The organism is Bdellovibrio sp. HM001 (assembly GCF_055397275.1).
The window spans coordinates 1,436,193-1,452,466 of the sequence record NZ_AP029174.1; the positions used below are offsets into that span (position 1 = coordinate 1,436,193).

9 protein-coding genes are annotated in these 16,274 nt (G+C 50.0%); 7 read left to right on the forward strand and 2 right to left on the reverse strand.

Translation table 11 applies throughout. The features are described 5' to 3' along the window. Positions 1-70: 70 nt before the first annotated feature. From thrS to dtd, 3 genes are all read left to right on the forward strand, one after another. Positions 71-2,035 (forward strand): threonine--tRNA ligase, encoded by a 1,965-nt coding sequence (thrS, locus tag ACZ5ZZ_RS06890; RefSeq protein ID WP_464117219.1) that lies wholly within the window; start codon positions 71-73, stop codon positions 2,033-2,035. A gap of 89 nt (positions 2,036-2,124) precedes the next feature. After that, positions 2,125-2,721 (forward strand): translation initiation factor IF-3, encoded by a 597-nt coding sequence (infC, locus tag ACZ5ZZ_RS06895; RefSeq protein ID WP_464141878.1) that lies wholly within the window; start codon positions 2,125-2,127, stop codon positions 2,719-2,721. Between the two features lie 214 nt (positions 2,722-2,935). After that, positions 2,936-3,373: a D-aminoacyl-tRNA deacylase gene (gene dtd / locus ACZ5ZZ_RS06900; RefSeq protein WP_464141880.1), complete on the forward strand. Its 438-nt coding sequence runs from the start codon at positions 2,936-2,938 to the stop codon at positions 3,371-3,373. Positions 3,374-3,377: 4 nt separating this feature from the next. Here the strand turns inward: dtd and ACZ5ZZ_RS06905 are convergent, their stop codons facing one another. Further along, complete coding sequence (locus ACZ5ZZ_RS06905; protein WP_347359433.1) at positions 3,378-4,403, reverse strand: alpha/beta hydrolase-fold protein; 1,026 nt, start codon at positions 4,401-4,403, stop codon at positions 3,378-3,380. Between the two features lie 31 nt (positions 4,404-4,434). After that, the gene (locus tag ACZ5ZZ_RS06910) at positions 4,435-12,921 is read right to left on the reverse strand and encodes an RCC1 domain-containing protein (RefSeq protein ID WP_464141882.1); all 8,487 of its coding nucleotides are present in this window, start codon (positions 12,919-12,921) and stop codon (positions 4,435-4,437) included. 328 nt (positions 12,922-13,249) lie between these two features. On the opposite strand from ACZ5ZZ_RS06910, the gene rpmI reads away from it, so the two are divergent. From rpmI to ACZ5ZZ_RS06930, 4 genes are all read left to right on the forward strand, one after another. Further along, positions 13,250-13,441: a 50S ribosomal protein L35 gene (gene rpmI, locus ACZ5ZZ_RS06915; RefSeq protein WP_142695939.1), complete on the forward strand. Its 192-nt coding sequence runs from the start codon at positions 13,250-13,252 to the stop codon at positions 13,439-13,441. A gap of 62 nt (positions 13,442-13,503) precedes the next feature. Further along, positions 13,504-13,851 carry a 50S ribosomal protein L20 gene (rplT, locus tag ACZ5ZZ_RS06920; protein ID WP_011164103.1) on the forward strand — a complete coding sequence of 116 codons (348 nt, stop codon included), beginning with the start codon at positions 13,504-13,506 and terminating at the stop codon, positions 13,849-13,851. Positions 13,852-13,909: 58 nt separating this feature from the next. After that, positions 13,910-14,953 (forward strand): type 2 isopentenyl-diphosphate Delta-isomerase, encoded by a 1,044-nt coding sequence (gene fni, locus ACZ5ZZ_RS06925; RefSeq protein ID WP_464134639.1) that lies wholly within the window; start codon positions 13,910-13,912, stop codon positions 14,951-14,953. Beyond that, entirely contained in the window at positions 14,950-16,266 is a 1,317-nt protein-coding gene (locus ACZ5ZZ_RS06930) for a hydroxymethylglutaryl-CoA reductase, degradative (RefSeq protein ID WP_464117213.1), read from the forward strand. The genes fni and ACZ5ZZ_RS06930 overlap by 4 nt, the downstream gene beginning before the upstream one ends. Positions 16,267-16,274: the final 8 nt, after the last annotated feature.

Genomic DNA, 16,274 nt, shown 5'->3' on the forward strand with positions numbered 1-16,274 from the left:
TTCTAACCTGTCCCGCTCGTTTCGCGACGGACTTTTCATGCTCCGGTGAAGCCGGAGTGCAAGCAAACTAATGTCACAAATTACTATCATTCTGCCGGATAACTCTACGAAGGTTTTTGATCATGAACCAACGGCGCTGGAAGTGGCGCAATCTATTGGTCCTCGTTTGGCCAAAGAAACCCTGGGTGCGAAGCTCAATGGATCCAACGAGATCTCTGATTTCCGCACACCTTTGAAAGATCAAACCAAAGTGGCCTTGATCACCACCAAAAGCCCTGAAGCGGTGGAGGTGATTCGTCACTCTTGCGCGCACATCATGGCTCAGGCTGTTCAGGATATCTGGCCGGAAGTGAAAGTGACCATCGGCCCGGTGATCGATAACGGGTTCTATTATGACTTCGATTCTCCATTTGCCTTCACGGAAGAGCATTTCGAAAAAATCGAAAAGAAGATGTCTGATATCGTCGCTAAAGACCTGCCAATCCGCCGTGAAAACTGGCCGATTGCCAAAGCCATTGAAACTTTCAAAGGCATGGGCGAGCGCTTCAAAGTTGAATTGATCGAAGACCTGGCAAGCAAGGGCGAAACTGTTGTTGGTATCTACTTCAACGGAGAAGGTTGGTTTGACCTTTGCCGTGGACCTCACGTGCAAAGCACAGGACAGATCAAAGCCTTCAAGCTTCTTTCTGTGGCCGGTGCTTACTGGAGAGGGGATGAAAAGAACGCCCAGCTTCAGCGTGTCTATGCAACAGCATTCGGTGATAAAAAGGACCTGGAACAGTATCTTCACAATCTGGAAGAAGCCAAAAAACGCGATCACCGCAAGCTGGGTAAAGAACTGGGCATGTTCATGTTCCATGAATACGCTCCAGCGTCTCCATTCTTCACGGGCAAGGGCACGGTTGTTTACAATGAACTTGTGAACTACATCCGTGAGCTTTACCTGCAGTACGACTATCAGGAAGTGATCACGCCGCAGGTGTTTGATACGGAATTGTTCAAAAAGTCCGGTCACTATGCGAACTACAAGGACAACATGTACTTCACCAAGCTGGATGAGCGTGAAAATGCTCTGAAGCCGATGAACTGTCCAAGTCACTGTCTTTTGTTCGGAGCAGAAAAGCACTCTTACCGTGAGCTGCCTTTGCGTATTGCGGACTTCGGTCGTTTGCACCGCTATGAAAAATCCGGCGCGATCCACGGGATCACGCGTGTTCGTACGTTCTGTCAGGATGACGCGCACATCTTCTGTTCTTTGGATCAGTTGAAGGTGGAAATTTCCCGCTTCGTGGAAATGCTGAATAAGATTTATCAGACTTTGGGCATGCCAAACTATAAGATCCTTTTGGCGACTCGTCCGGAAAACAAAATGGGCGATGACTCCATCTGGGATCGCTCCGAAGGGGCTTTGGCTGATGCTTTGAATGATCTGAACCTGCCATTTGCGTACTCTCCGGGAGAGGGTGCTTTCTATGGACCAAAGTTAGAGTTCCACTTCGTGGATGCTTTGGGCCGTTCTTGGCAGACGGGCACCATTCAGGTCGACTTCAACATGCCTGAGGCCTTTGATTTGAAGTACACCGGTGAAGACAACAAAGAACACCGTCCTGTCATGCTTCATAGAGCGGTTTTGGGGTCTTTGGAGCGCTTTATCGGGGTTTACCTGGAGCATACGGCCGGTCATTTGCCGCCGTGGTTGTGTCCAACTCAAGTGGCAATCTTGAACGTCACAGACCGTGTGAACACGTTCTGTGAAGAAGTCATGAAACTTCTCAAAGACCACAAAGTTAGAGTTGAATTTGACCGCCGTAATGAGAAGCTAAATTATAAGATTCGTGAGGCCCAGCTTCAGAAGATCCCATACATGATTATCGTGGGGGATAAAGAGGCTGAGACTCGCACCGTGTCCCTTCGTCTGCGTGATGGTTCAGAACACAAAGGTCTGACTGTCGATCAGGTGATGAGCACAATTTTGGATGATATTAATAAACGACAACTTCAGTCTTCACTTGCGAAGGCTGCAGCGACTAACTAAAACCCTGGAGGTTTCCCATTAGCAAGTTTGAAGGTAATTTTAGAGGTGGCGGTCGCTTTGACCGTAACAAAAAAGACTCTAAAGACTCTTTGAGAGTCAACCGTGAGATCCGCGCACAACAAATCCGTGTTATCGACGATGAAGGTAACATGTTGGGTGTGATGACTGTTCCTGAGGCGTTACGTATTGCTGAAGATAGAGGCCTCGATCTTCTTGAGATTGCTCCAACAGCGACTCCGCCGACTTGTAAAATCATGGACTACGGCAAGTGGAAGTACGAGAAGAAGAAGCAGGCGACTGCCGCTCGTAAGAAACAAACCGTTGTAACAATCAAAGAGATCCAAATGCGTCCGCGCACGGACCAGCATGACTTTGAAACCAAGATGAACCACGCCCGTCGTTTCCTTTTGGATGGTGACAAGGTGAAAGTTTCCTTGCGCTTCATGGGTCGTGAAATGGCCCACCAAGAGCTGGGTATGGAAGTCATGAAAAAGTGTATCGCTTTTGTTGACGATCTGGCTTTGGTTGAAGCGCAGCCGAAAATGGAAGGTAAGAACATGTTCTTGATGCTGGGGCCAGATCCACTCAAGATCAAAGAATACCAAAAGCTTCATCCTAACAAGTCCAAGCAAGACACCAAAGAACTTGCTGAACTAAAAGAAGTCGAAGAAGAAGACGAAGAGTAAAAAGGTACCTGCTGCCGTACCCTCCACAGGGGGACCCCCGGCAGTTTTGCAAAAAGGTACCTGCTTACTTTTGCAGAAGCGCCGCAGAAAAAAGGGTGCTTGCTGCGGTGCCCTCCATAAGAGGGGCCCCGCAGTTTTGAAGAAGTATGGCATTGAAGTTGTTAAAGCCCTCGTTGAAAACGGGGGCTTTTTTATTAGCCTCAAAGGAGAATTTATGAAAGCCGTGGTTCAGCGTGTACAACACGCCTCTGTCGTTGTGGATGGCACAGATGTGTCCAGCATCCAGCGTGGTTTTCTGACTCTGTTAGGGGTTGCCAAGGGCGACACCGAAGAACAACTGCAAAAGCTGATTCAAAAAATCCTGGCGTTAAGAATTTTCCCTGATGAGTCCGGCAAAATGAATTTGTCGCTTAAAGATGTGGGCGGGGAGCATTTGATTGTGTCTCAATTCACATTGCTCGGGGATGCCTCTAAAGGCAATCGCCCCAGCTTTATCAATGCCGAAGCTCCCGATATTGCCAAAGCTTTCTATGAAAAAGCCTTGAAGCTCAGCGAATCTCAAGGGGTTCCCACTCAAGGCGGTGTTTTCGGTGCCGACATGAAAGTCAGTCTGCTGAATGACGGCCCGGTGACTTTGATTCTAGAGGTTTAATAAATTAACCACGCCACAAAGTGGAAAGCCAACGCCAGACCTCGATGCGCCGTTCACCAATATCAAAATGGTTTCCGTCGAATTCAATATAATCATGAGCAATCTGATTTTGTTTTAAAAGCTCTGAAATCTGGCGGCACCCATACTGAAGATGGAAGTTATCCTTCGTTCCGACGTCCAGATATATTCCGTTAACTTGTTTCAGTGCGGAAACTCTTCTTGCCAAAAAGTGCAGAGGATCTTTACTTAAAAACATCTTCCAGACATTTTCATCTTTTCGGCCATCACGCAAAAGCGGGAAGTGGAAGTCCCCATGATCACCTTTGGGCGCATAACAAGCGGCCATACCGAAGGCATTCAGCAAGGTATGCCAGTTGCGGTTTTTAGTCAGGCGCCCATTGCGCAATTCTTCCAGCGCCTTTAAACCTGACTGATATTTTTCCCACAAAGGCAGCGTTTGATAGAACTCCCCCAGCAGACTGGCTTCAAAAAATGAATCTGGTGCAATAGCCGCAATCAGCCCAAATACCTCAGGATACTTGGAACCCAAGTGCAAAGATCCGTAACCACCACTGGAGCCTCCTGTGACACACCAGTGGTCACGAGTGCTTGCCACCGGATAAAGAGATTTCACTGCCGGAATCAGCTCCGTCATAATGTAATCTTCATAATTTCCAGTCGCCGTGGAATTGATAAACTGCGATCCACCCCAAGTCGTCAAGGCATCGACAAAAACATAAAGCGCCTGCGGAGCTTCACCTTTGTCAGCAGCTTCCAGAATAACCTGAACCGGATTCTTCTCATTGAATTTCGGATTAAAAGAAAACGGTGCATTTCCCGTGAAACCACTTAAGACAACAACCACAGGCCACGGCCCGGGAGCTTGCGGAACCAGCAGGGGATTAAAGCGCACATGAGGATCTTTCAAAGGGTTGATTTTAAGAACTTCACTTTCAATTCGCAACGTTTCGATTTTGAATTGCGGAGTTTCATAAGCGCGGTAATTGGGCAGAATTTCAGTTGTTATCATGACTGAAATTCTGCCACGTTTGAACTCAAGGTCAATAACCTTGCCATTTGTGAATGAACGTCGGGTGATAGATGCCGCTCGGAGTGCCCGGGAAGCCCTTGTAGCTTCCGCTGTCGGCAAAGCCGAAGCTGCCACCGAAGGCCCGACCCACGCAGCGTAGATTTCCATCTGCCGTTTTGCCGCAAGTTGAATAGTAGGCAGCATAGACGGATGTGTAGTTCGTGGTTGCAGCATCAACCACTAAAGGAGTATGGAACACACTGTTGCTGCCGACAAAATGAGGCGAGGCAAGTCCCGAGCCGGTTGCGTTACCCCAGCACTTGATTTGACCACCGGTAACACCGCAAGTGTGAGTCGGTGATGCCGAGATGTCAGTATAGTCTGCGGTGGCATCCGCAGGAGTCGGTGTGTACCTGTTCATAGTGGTTCCGTCACCCAGCAAACCGTTGAAGTTTTGTCCCCAACATTTCAGCTTGTTGGCCGAAGTGATACCGCAAGAGTGATAAGGCCCTAAGGCAACCTTGATATAGGATACGCCGGAATCCACCACGTCTGGCAGGTAATAAGAACTGGTGCCGGATGTCTTGGCAATTTGTCCTGAACTGTTAGACCCCCAGCATTTCAGCACACCAGTGGTCGTGATACCGCACGTATGAGCGACACCCATGTCAATATCACTGTAAGACACACCAGGATCGATGACAGTGAAAGAGCTTCTGCTCGTAGTGTCTCCCAATCCCAAGCGGCCTAAATTATTCGAACCCGAGCACTTCAATACACCCGTCGTGGTGATGCCGCAGGTTGCATTTTCATAAGAAATAACTTTGCTGTAGGTTGCTGTGGTGTCGGCCACTTTCGGAGTGGTGGCTGACTGGCCGATGCCTGCGGCTTCTCCCAGCTCTCCGACAGCGTTTGATCCCCAGCACTTCATTTGTCCTGCGCTGGTAATCGCGCAGACATCAAAATGACGTTTCGGAGATATATAGCTGTAGTTCGTGCCCGGGTCCAGCATGACCGGCGCAGAACGACGGACGCTGGTTTGTGAGCCGTCACCAAACGGACCGTAGGAGGATCCCATACTGCCCCAGCAGAAAAGTTTATTGGAGGACAGACCACAAGTTTCCGAAGACGCGTCACCCATGCCATCAGACCCGAAGACCGAAAGACTGCTGAAAGTGGAATCCAGAACCGGAGTCATTTTTGGTAGGTACATGTAGTTGCCGTTCCCTGAGCCATACACATAGGCATTATACGGAGAACCATCACCCGTCAAATTCCCCCAGCATTTCAAAGCTCCGGATTGAGTGATACCGCAGGCGCGAGAACCGGAGTTACGGACATCGATATAGTTGGTTCCCGCATCCGTCACTGTAGGTTGATAACGGGCGACAAGACTTGGGTCACCAATTTGCATCAACATGTTGGCGCCCCAGCACTTCAGGATATTGCTTGTGGTGATGGCGCAGGTGAATCCACGCGCAGTGGCTGTGGTGCTATCATCGTTTACGGTTACAAATTTATAGGTATCGCCACCATAGACGGCCACGGGCTGGTTGCGAGTGGTAACGCCGTTGTCGCCGACCTGACCATAGTTGTTGGTTCCCCAGCATTTCATGGTGTCAGCCAGAGTGATGGCGCAGCCGTGTTTGGAGCCAACCGCCACCATTTTGTAGGATTCTGTCGCATCAATAGCGGTCGGGAGGTTGCGGTTTGTTGCAGAGAGGTCTCCCAGTTGGTAGTTCGCATTGTAACCCCAGCAGAAGAGCTTATCATCCGTACGGATCGCGCACGTTGAGCGCGAGCCCGCCGCGACATATTTGTAGGAAGCTGTATTGTCCGTGTCCGTTGGTGACGTTCGTTCCGAGGTGTCACCCAGACCCAATTGCCCGTATTCGTTGCGTCCCCAGCATTTCAATTTGTTATCAGTGGTGATCGCGCAGGTATGCATGTCACCAGAAGCCACCGACAGATAAGTGACACCGGAATCAATATGCAATGGAGAGTTCTGAGTCCCGGTGCTGGAGCCGCCACCGACTTGACCATCTTCGTTACTTCCCCAACAGAAGAGTCTGTTGTCCAGGCTGATGGCACAAGTGTGGTTTTCCCCGGTGGTAACACTGCGGAAGCCTGTCACACCGGCGATCGTGATCGGGACCGGGGAGGTCTGGAATTCGGTGTTCACACCAGTCACCTGACGATTCATATTGCCACCCCAGCAGCGCAAGGAGGCATCTTCCATAATGGCACATTGATGCCCACGGCTGATGGACAGGCTTGAAGCCTTCAGATTCATTTCATCATCGGCGATGAAGTACTGCACCTGATAATCCGCTCCTAAAACAGCTGAAGCCGAGTCTGTATGGGTGAAGTGCAGATTCATCAGTTTTTCACCATCAACCAGATTGTTGTCCGGGAAATTCACAGTGATGCTGGCTGTGGTGGTGTTCGCCGGAATCGTGATAAAGCCTGAAGTCAGATTGTGATGATCCGGATTTGTCGCATCGCCAGAGACTTTGTAGTAAGCCGTCACATCATAGAATTTCGCCGGAGTCATACTTACGGTGATAGTTTGATTTCCCACACCTTCCTGGATTCTGTTCATTAAGGTGCTGGTGATATTCAAAGTGGATATGCTGTCTTTGGACCACGTGACGGAAATAGCATCGGCAGGGTTCTGGAACAAGTTCGTCTGATCACCACCCAATACACATAATGTCACCGGACCATTTGGCAGCGCCGAAATATTGTCGGCGATAGTTGTAGTTGCAACGATGGCAGTAGAGTAGGTGGCCGAAGCGCAGGTGCCGGAAGTGATGATGGCTTTTTTGTATTGACTCACACGGAAGCCAGATACGGTGACACTCAGAGGGTTGGCAGTGGAAACGCCCACAGGGTAGCCTGCCAGAATCGGAGTTGGCGCAGGGTAAGGAGTATTGATTTCCCAGGTGCCGACGACATTCCCGATAGTGACAGTGGCCGTATTGGTTTGCGCATTGACGCTGGGGGAGGTCATGCGAAGTTGGATAACGTGACCGGAATTCACCGGCACGGAAGTTCCCCAATAGCTGCCGGTGGTCAGGTTTCGAATCATAGCATCGTGACCAGAGACGGTGGCAATGGCGGCCTGACTGATGGTTCCAAGAGTGGCATTAGTGCTGTTGTAGCGGGTATTTAAGGTTGCATTGTGAACCTTTGTAAATACCGGTGCCGTAGTCAGCATTGGGCCTACAGCTCCCCAGTAAGCGATCCAGCCATCCCGAATCGCACTGCCATCGGATGTGAATTTAAATGTCATCTTTCCGGAATTGGCTGTTTGACTTGCCGGCAAAACTGTTCCCGAGTAGTTGTTCAACAGAACAGTTCCGGCTATGGTGCCATTATAGACAGTCACTTTATCCCAGGAAGCTTCCGTGTTGAAGCTAAGGAAAGACAAGGTGATCGGCGCACCCGTATTGATTTCAAACAGACAGTTTTCGTCGTTGGTGTACATGCCACTGGGCCCACCAGAGTCATAAAGGAATCCCGCTGTGGCTGTGGTCGCAGAGTTCGTGCATAAAGAATAGTGATTTTGTACGTTATAGCGATCCCACTGATATTCACTAGGATGCCACAATGGCTGCCAAGTGCCGTCGGTGTGTTTCCCCAGAAGACACAGTTTCAGACGTTCATCTGCAAACGTGGTCAGATCTGCCGTGACATGTGTGGAGACAGCTGTTTCCGCACTGTAGGAAGTTTCAACCGAGCAGTCTGTTGCCGCCGCTGTGCCCAGTTTGTATTTGTAAGCCACGACATTAGGGCCTCCAACAGTGACATCCAGCGAAGTCACCGCAGAATTGGAAGCCGGGACATTCGTGGCATAAGCGATCACAGACGGATAACCTTCAATAACCAGGTCTTTTCGCCCTGCCAAAGAGTTGGCAGATCCTACCGCTGGCAGAGTCGCCGTGGCATTGTTATTCAAAACATCTTTAATGGAAGTGGCATTAGTCAGAGCCGTTGTTGAATAGTCCAAATCAGCGGAGACATTTTCATAAGCGACCGTATAACGGAAAGTCAGCTCAGTAGAACCGCTGCCGCTCAGGTAAGTGGCGGTGACTCCAGAGCCTGCTGCCAGACTGAGGACCGGAGTCGGGCTGACGACAGTCACAGGTTTTGTAAAGACGACTTGAATATCGATAGTATCACCCGGCTTATAAGTGCCATTGGCATTGCTGGAAGTGACATGAGAGACAGTCGTGGGCGCTAACGGTGTCGCCACAGTCCAATAGTAACTGACATCACCGGCGCGGATATGCGCCAGACGATACTGGTCAGCTGCATTCGGGGAAGTCATGCGCACTTCGATGGTGTTTCCTGGTTCCACTAAAGCCGAAGATCCAAAGCTGGTTCCGGTTGTGACGTTGCGAATTTCTGCATCATATCCAGAGACCGAGAACACAGTCGCTGTACTAATGCCGACAGCTGTGGCGGTTCTTGTATAAACCGTGTTGACAGTGGAGTTCAGTGCTGCCGTGAAAGAAAGTGTCGGGGACAGGTTGGGGATTCCACCCCAGGAAAGAATGATACCGGATTTAACCTGAGAACCATCACTTTTAAACTCTGCATACAAAGTTCCCGAAGTTGAGGACACCGGAGTGTTGTAGACCGTTCCCGCAACAGGACCAAGAATAACCGCGCCCGCAGCTCCGGTCTCGCGCAGTCTTAGGAAGTCATAGTTTGTGTTGTTTTCCGTATCATAGGAGACAAGAGCAGAAATAGTCGCGCCTGTGTTGATGGAGAAATAGCAGTTCGCAATCGTTTCATTATTACTGTAGTCAGCAGTGGGACCACCGGAATCATACAAGCGACCTTTCAATTCGGTGGTCGACTTGACTGTGCCACAAAGATTGTAGGTCGGGATGTCCTCAACATAGTGCCATTGCCCTTGAGTGGCCGTGAAGGCCTTTTGCCAGTTTCCAGAACTGTCTTTACCCAGAACACAGATCTTGAAGATCGAATAGTGGGGATGAGCACTGAAATCATCCGTGATCGGGGTGGCCGCAACAATTTCGTTAGAGTAGTCGCTGTTACTGGAGCAATCTGTTGTATCGTAAAGCCCCATTTTGTATTTGTAAGCCACCACATCGGGGCCTGTGACGGTGATATTCAGACTGCCCGCAGAGTCAGCGCCCATCGGGGCATTGCTAATAATCGCTTTCGCCAGAGGACTGGAGTAAGCATCAATATTGATATTCTTGGTTCCTGCCAAAGAATTGGCAGAACCGGGAGCCGGTAAAGTCAGATTCGCATCGTTATTTAAAGCATCACGAACAGTGCCGGAGGCCAATGCTGAAGTGCTGATATAATCCAGATCCGGATTTTGATCGTTTGTTTGGACTTGATAGTTAAAGATCAAAGACGCCGTCCCGGAACCACTGGCATAGACCGCGTCGCGATCTGTCGTGCCTGTTTCTAAAGTCAGACGGGGAGTTCCCGTGACAGTGACATTTTCATCAAAGTTCACGCGAACTTGAATTGTTTGTCCCGGACCATAAACTCCGTCCGCTGTGATGGCATCCACATTCAGAATCACCGGACCTTGCGTGTCGCGCACCCAAGTGGCCTGAGAAGTGGCGGTAGACCAGTTGCCAGCAGCATCGCGCCCAAAGACACACAGCTTGTAAGCTCCTTGTGCCGAAAGGGGGTCTGTGATTTTTGTAGCAGCGGTATAGTCACTGCCTGTGTAAGCGGCACTGTTAGTACAAACTTCCGCTCCACCCGGAGGCACAATAAAGTAGCGGAAGTGACTGATGTCTGTTCCGCCCACAGTGACATTCAAACTGTTCGTAGTATTTGTTCCGGTTGGAGCCCCAGATAAAGTGGCCGCGGCCGGAGCTTGCGCATCCTTAGGGTAGGTGCTGCTGGCTGTGATGTTATTACCACTGGCACGACTGTGTGACGCCACGATCGTATAAGGAGTTCCGGAGGTGTCTGCCAATGAACTCAAGTCCATGGTGGTGGACCATGTTGTTCCGGTGCACGTGGCAGTTCCAGTCACGCCGGGGTGACCTGTCACGGACAGATTAACGGCCTGACCATTTTCCGAACAGGCTCCTGATAAGGCAAAAGCCGCCTGATTGAGGGAGTTGATAAAGGTTCCCGCCACCGGAGAAGTTAAAGACACTGTTGGGATGACGGAATCATGGATGATGGAATCAAACGCACAGTCAGATTCATTGCCAGCAAGATCGCGGACTTTGAAATACACGGTGTTGGTATTATTGGTAGCAGGTAAAGTCCAGGATTTGCTGGCGGCATAAGTTTCCCACGAACTGCCATTCAGGCACAGAGCCGTGTTGGTCGCATACATCTGTACACCATCCGTGGTGGTGCTGGATAAGGTTGCACTTAAACTGTTGGTGTAGGGATCGCCATTGTTGATAGAAAAACTATCTACAGTGGGGACCACCGTGTCTTTATTAAAGACCTTATTCACTTCCGAAGCTGCAGCACCGTTGGCGCGTGTATGATTCAGTGTGAAGGTCAAATTGCCTTGAGGCGAAGAACTTAAATCCAAAGTCTTTGTCCAGGCACCGCTGGTACACGTTGCTGTCGTGGCACTTTGTCCGGTCACGGCGATATCCACGGGACGGCCTTCTTCAGAACACGCTCCGGAAATCACAAAGGCAGAAACAGTGGCCAGATTGATATAGGTGCCATCCACCGGGGACGCCAGTGACAGGGATGGAATAGTACTGACGTGGGTGATACTGTCGCTATAGCACGGCGATGCGTTGCCAGCATTGTCTTTGTATTTTACATAGACAGTATTAAGCGCATCGGCAGTTGGCAGAGTCCAAGTCTTACTGGTAGCAAAATTTTCCCACGAGCCACCTGCAGAACATCCCGCAGTATTGGTGATATACATTTCATCGGCATCAGTGCCGGTCAGACCCAAGGTCACGTCCAGATCATTGGTTGTCGCGGCACCAGCATTGATAGTTAATGAACCCGTAGGCCCGTCGGTGTCTTTTAGATAGGTGGGCGAGTTTGCAGTTTCAGAATTCCCGGCCGCATCACTTAAAGTGGCGGACAGTTGGAAAGTTCCCTGAGGCAGCGAGCTTAAATCCAGAATGGCAGAAAAGCTGCTGCCGGAACAAACCGTCGTAGCCACGAAGGAGGCCGGTCCGGAAAGAGTGATAGAGCGGGCATCTTCTGAACAAGTTCCGCTCACAGTGAAAGCTGTAACATTTCCTGAATGAACTAAAGCTCCAGAGGTCGGCAAAGTAAACGCCAGAGTCGGAGCAATATTGTCGTGCAGAATATCATCATTCAAACACGCAGTTTCATTGCCGTTGGCATCTCTGAATTTGGCATAAACTGTGTTAGTCGCGTTGGCGCTGGTCAATGTCCATGGAGCCGCAGCATTGTAGGCAATCCAGGAGCCTCCACTGCACGCGGCATTGGAAGTCAGAAGCATTTCTGTAACATCGCTCACAGAGCTGTTCAAAGTGGCGGACAAAGAGTTCGTCACGGCCGCTCCGTTATTCAGAGCCAACGAGGAAACCACCGGGCCCGTGACATCACGGTTCACCGTGGCCGTCGCTGTTCGCGTGTTGCCCACAGGATCTTCGTGAGTGGCGGTGATGGTGACGGAAGCTCCGGACAAGGAGGTCAGATCCAGAGTCTTCGTGTAAGTGCCGCTGGTGCAAGGGGCCGTGTCCTGTAGAGTGCCCACAGATAAAGTCACAGGACGATTTACTTCAGAGCAAGTGCCACTGATAATATAGGCCGTTTGATTTAAGGACATGATCACAGGCAAACTGTCCAGTGTGATTGTCGGAGGCACCACGTCCTTCGTGATAGCCAGACGATATTCCTTGGCACTGCCGCCTGGAGGTGTCACCTGGGCAATCAGATCTCCGCTGAAAAGGGCGGGCAGGGAACTCAGATCCAGATTCTCGGTCCATTGACGATCCGAGCAGGTGAAGGTTTTAAGATTTGTGCTGGCTCCGGCAGAAAACTCAATCACGGACCCTAAAAGACAAGTCCCTTTGAAAGGGGCCGCAGCCACGTTGTTTTCGTTGATCAAGGATTGAGACAGGCTTTCCAAAGAAAACGCGCCCATATAAGTGATCGGATTTGAGCACGAGGAAGAACTCATGCTTCCGTTAGCCAGAAGAACAAAAACTTTGAACGTGTATTCAACACCGTCTTCAGGAGTGAAGGTCGGAAGGTGAGAGGATTCCGAAGGACCCACATGGGCTACGGGCAAAATGGGCGTGGCACAGGAGTCTCCGCGGAAGTAGAGGACCTGCTGCTCTTTGATTTCCGCGTTGGCGGGGAGATTCCACTCGGCTTTCAGCTGCCCTTGTTGGGTCAGGGAGTCTCCGTCCCATTTTAGAGTCGTGGCCGTGGTGTGCTCTTCGGCCACCTGCAATTCCAAAGTACATCCCGCCAGAAGCAGCGTGATGGACAGTCGGGATAACTTAAGAACCCAGCCAGACAAATTTGGGGTGGTAAGGAACGTACCAAGCATGAATTTTTCATCGGCTTTTTACGAGGTTTGCAGTATAGTCAAGAATCGGTAAAATGTTCTGGAAACTCGTGGAAACACAAGGCTTTCTGGCTGCAATCCTTTGAATACCAGGGCTTTGCGGGCAAGATTATAAGTCTGTAATGACCGAGGTCGCCAGAAAAACAAGAGAATATCTCGTTTTTAAAGAGGCTCTCTCTAAGTCCTCAAAAAGCTTGATTTCCCGTCCCTTTCGACCTAAAACGGTGAGTCCGTAATTATGACTGGCTAAGGCAATGGTTAAGAGTCCTCCCTGTCGGGAAGAACGCCTTATCGGTAGAAGGTATGCACTATGAAAATGCGCACTCATTCTGGCGCTAAAAAACGCATGAAAGTTCTTTCAAGCGGCAAAATTAAGAAAAAAAGCACTCGCATGCGTCACTTGAACTCTCACATGAGCTCTAAGACGAAAAGACAACTAGGTAAGACATCATACGTTGAAGACGCGAACTTGCTACAAGCTCGTCGTTGCTTGGTATTCTAATCTAATTTTTAAAAATTGTCTTTTCTGTGCCCGGCTAAGTCCGTGGCGTAATGAGGTTTAAAATGGCTCGTGTAAAATCTGGTAAAACAAATCGTGCTCGTCACAAAAAAGTTCTTAAAAGAGCAAAAGGTTACTACAGCGCTGGTTCTCGCGCTTACATCCACGCAGTTGAGAAAAACGACCGTGGTATGGCGTTCGCTTACCGCGACCGTAAAGTTAACAAACGTAACTTCCGCACTTTGTGGAATCAACGTATCAATGCAGCAGCTCGTTTGAACGGGACTACATACTCTCGTTTGATCGGTGGCTTGATTAAAGCTGGCATCCAAGTTGACCGTAAAATCTTGGCTGACCTTGCAATCAACGACGCAGCAGCATTCACTGCGCTTTGCAAACACGCTTTGGCGTAATTGGCTTTCACTCCGGTTTTTCCGGAGTAAGTTAGCTTCTGTATAAGGGAGCCGCTGAATGGACGAGTCCAAAAACCAGTTTGAACAAAGAAAGCGCGATCACATCAGAATCGCGCTGGATCCAAGGTCTCAGACCGAAGGACAAAATGGATTGGACTCGATCACTTTAATTCACGAGGCTTTGCCTGATCTGAATTATAAAGAGGTCGAGATTTCGACCTCTTTTGTTTTTTCCGGGGATGCCATCCCACTGTCCTCTCCTATTTTTATTTCTTCCATGACCGCAGGCCATGAAAAGGGCCGCGAGATCAACGAGGCTTTGGCCCGTCTCAGTGATCGTCGTCAGATCCTTATGGGTGTTGGGTCACAACGTCGTGAGTTGGAAGATTCCAATGCAGCCGAAGAGTGGACTAAGGTGCGTAAGCAAGCGCCGAAGGCCCGTCTCTTGGGAAACATTGGAATCGCTCAACTGATTAAGTCTCCTATTGATAAAATCCGCCGCTTGATTGATTCCACAGAGGCGGTGGCCTTGTTTGTTCACTTGAATCCCCTGCAGGAAGTTTTGCAGCCCGAAGGAACCACAGAGTTCCGCAATGGTTTGCAGGCCATCGAAAATCTGGTGAAGCTTGCAGGTGTTCCGGTGATCGTGAAGGAAACGGGTTGTGGTTTTTCCGTACCGACGTTAAAGCGTCTGGAAAACACTGGTATCTATGCCGTGGATGTCAGTGGTAAAGGAGGAACTCACTGGGGTCGAGTGGAAGGTTACCGCTCCGAAGAATCCCAGATGCTTTACCAGGTGGCGCAGACTTTCGCAGACTGGGGCATTAGCACCACTCAAAGTTTGTTAAATGGCAAAGAAGCCCGGGTAGAGTATCAGCTCTGGGCATCGGGCGGCGTGAGAAATGGTTTGGAAATTGGTAAACTAATGGCGTTGGGTGCTTCTAAAGTCGGGGTTGCAAAACCTTTCCTGGAAGCGGCCCTTCAAGGCGATGAGGCTCTTGAAAATCTGCTGACCCGTTTAGAGACAGAGTTGAAAGTAACGATGTTCTGCACGGGCTGTCGCAATCTGAAAGACCTCCAAAGCAAGAAGGTGATTCAATGACAAAACAACTTCAGGATATCTTTAAAGGCTTTTCAAAACTTTCCCGCGAAGAGCGTCTGAAAGCACTTAAAGAAGTCGGTGCATTGAACGAGGCAGAGGCCGAATATCTGGCCAAGGGCGGTTTGAAAGACACGTCCCTGGGCGAGAAATTTATCGAAAACGTGATCGGCTATTTCCAGCTTCCACTGGGTGTTGTGACCAACATGCGCGTGGACGGCAAAGACTTTGTCGTGCCTATGGCGGTGGAGGAAACCTCCATCGTGGCCGCGTGCTCTAAAACAGCCAAGTGGATCCGTGAATCCGGCTCCATCACCACTGAGGTTGTGGGGAATGAGATCATCGGTCAGATTCAACTGGCGAAAATCCGCAACTTTGTCGATTTTGAAAAACAAATTCTGGCTCAAAAAAACTATCTGATTGAAGCTGCCAACCGTGAAGTGGCCTTCGGCTTGGTTCGTCGCGGGGGTGGAGTGCGTGACTTGCAAGTCCGCCGTGTGCCTCGGGGTGACGGCACCGATATGGCCGTGATTCACATTCTGATGGATCCGTGCGACGCCATGGGTGCGAACATCATCAATCAGGTGTGTGAATACCTGAAAGAGCCGATTGAACAATTCACCGGCGAAAAGGTCACGATGTGCATCCTTTCCAATCTGGTGGATTCAAAGATCACCCGTGCGGTGGTTCGCATTGACGATATCGAACCTGAATTGGCTGAAAAAATCGAAGAAGCTTCTTTGTTTGCCCAGCAGGATCCGTATCGTGCGGCCACCAACAACAAGGGCGTTTTGAACGGAATTGATCCGATCTTGATTGCAACAGGTAACGACTGGCGTGCGGTGGAGGCGGGGATTCATGCCTATGCCTGCCGCGATGGTCAGTACCGCTCCATCACTCGCTGGTACCGTGAAGGCAAAAGTCTGGTGGGTGTGTTTGAAGCGCCGCTGGTTGTGGGGACTGTGGGGGGTGTGACCACATTGCATCCGACGGCAATGCTTTCCATGAAGATGCTGGACACAAAATCTGCCAATGAATTGTCCCGTATTATTGCGGCGGTGGGTTTGGTGCAGAATCTTGGTGCTTTGAAAGCGCTGACCACGGTGGGAATCATCGAGGGTCATATGAAGCTTCATACTAAGAATCTGGCTTTGGGTGCCGGTGCGGAAGAAAAAGAAATTCCGATGGTGCAAAAAAAGCTGGAGGAAATTCTGGCGATTCGCAAGCGCATCTCCCTGAGCAATGCCATCGATGTTCTAAAAGAACTTCGCGCGGCTCAAAAAGCGCAGGCAACGACGACTCAACATCATTCTTAGGAGAAGGC

Excerpts from the sequence above, each read along its gene's own strand:
- dtd (WP_464141880.1), top strand. The coding sequence starts at position 2,936 with ATGAAAGCCGTGGTTCAGCGTGTACAACACGCCTCTGTCGTTGTGGAT.
- ACZ5ZZ_RS06910 (WP_464141882.1), bottom strand. The coding sequence starts at position 12,921 with ATGCTTGGTACGTTCCTTACCACCCCAAATTTGTCTGGCTGGGTTCTT.
- ACZ5ZZ_RS06905 (WP_347359433.1), bottom strand. The coding sequence starts at position 4,403 with ATGATAACAACTGAAATTCTGCCCAATTACCGCGCTTATGAAACTCCG.
- rpmI (WP_142695939.1), top strand. The coding sequence starts at position 13,250 with ATGAAAATGCGCACTCATTCTGGCGCTAAAAAACGCATGAAAGTTCTT.
- fni (WP_464134639.1), top strand. The coding sequence starts at position 13,910 with ATGGACGAGTCCAAAAACCAGTTTGAACAAAGAAAGCGCGATCACATC.
- thrS (WP_464117219.1), top strand. The coding sequence starts at position 71 with ATGTCACAAATTACTATCATTCTGCCGGATAACTCTACGAAGGTTTTT.
- rplT (WP_011164103.1), top strand. The coding sequence starts at position 13,504 with ATGGCTCGTGTAAAATCTGGTAAAACAAATCGTGCTCGTCACAAAAAA.
- ACZ5ZZ_RS06930 (WP_464117213.1), top strand. The coding sequence starts at position 14,950 with ATGACAAAACAACTTCAGGATATCTTTAAAGGCTTTTCAAAACTTTCC.